The 1,048-nt window shown below is 49.2% G+C and carries 1 protein-coding gene; it reads right to left on the minus strand.

Annotated features, from left to right (window positions below; genetic code table 11):
* Nucleotides 1-52 precede the first annotated feature (52 nt).
* Nucleotides 53-1,048, minus strand: a 996-nt coding sequence (locus OKC40_RS22555; protein ID WP_270797037.1) for a methyl-accepting chemotaxis protein, incomplete at its 5' end; no start/stop codon positions are given.

Here is a 1,048-nt window from a genome sequence, read left to right on the forward strand (position 1 = left end):
AAGGGATAACCGATGGTAAAGTAAGTTATCCCTGTCGAGATACTGAAAAGCGTTATCCTCGTTTTTCCCAAAACTGTTTTGCCAGTTCGCTCAGAGCGCTAGTTAACTGAGCGACAGATTTCGCACTTTGCAAATTATTCTGCCCGGTCTGTACATTGGTATCAGCAGCATCGCGTATATTGATAATACTGCGGTTTATGTCTTCACTTACTGCTCCCTGCTGCTCGACCGCAGTCGCTATTTGCGCGTTCATGTCGGTAATTTCGTTAACGCGTTGGCCAATTCCATCAAGAGCTGTAGCTGCTTCCTCTGCGTGAGCTACACTCGTGTGCGCTTGCCGACTACTTTGCTCCATGACTGTAACAGCGGATTGCGCTCGCTCTTGTAGAGCGCTGATCATGCTTTGAATATCCGTTGTCGATTGCTGTGTGCGAGCAGCAAGACTGCGAACCTCATCGGCGACAACAGCAAAACCACGCCCCTGCTCACCAGCACGCGCGGCCTCAATTGCTGCGTTGAGTGCCAACAAATTCGTTTGCTCGGCGATCCCTCGTATAACGTCAAGAACTTTTGATATCTCGTTACTTTGACCTTCAAGCTCATGAATAACCTGAGCGGCTTGCCTAATTTCACCTTCAAGGGCAGTGATTGACTGGCTTGTGTGGGCTACCAGACGCTGGCCAGATGCCGCCTCAGTGTCTGCTCTTCCGGCCGCATCTGCAGCATGCTGTGCATTGCTCGCAACCTCTTGAATGCTTGCCACCATTTGGTTTACTGCCGTTGCTATTTGATCTGTCTCTGCCTGCTGCTCAACTGTAAGTACATTGCTTGACTCAATATCCTTTAGTAGGCCTCGGGTGTGTTCGCTAAGCCGATTTGATGCATCACCTATGCGACCTACTATGGCGCCTGTTTCAGCTTGCATCATTCGTAAAGCAAACTCTATTTGGCCAAACTCATCGGTGCGCCCAGTGTAGAGGGATTGACTTAATGGGTTATTGGAAATATTCCTGGCTCTTTCAACCAGTCTTCCAAGAGGAGAGAGAAT

Origin of the sequence: Aeromonas sp. QDB11, assembly GCF_027705265.1 — a bacterium.
Classification (GTDB): Bacteria; Pseudomonadota; Gammaproteobacteria; order Enterobacterales; family Aeromonadaceae; genus Aeromonas; species Aeromonas allosaccharophila.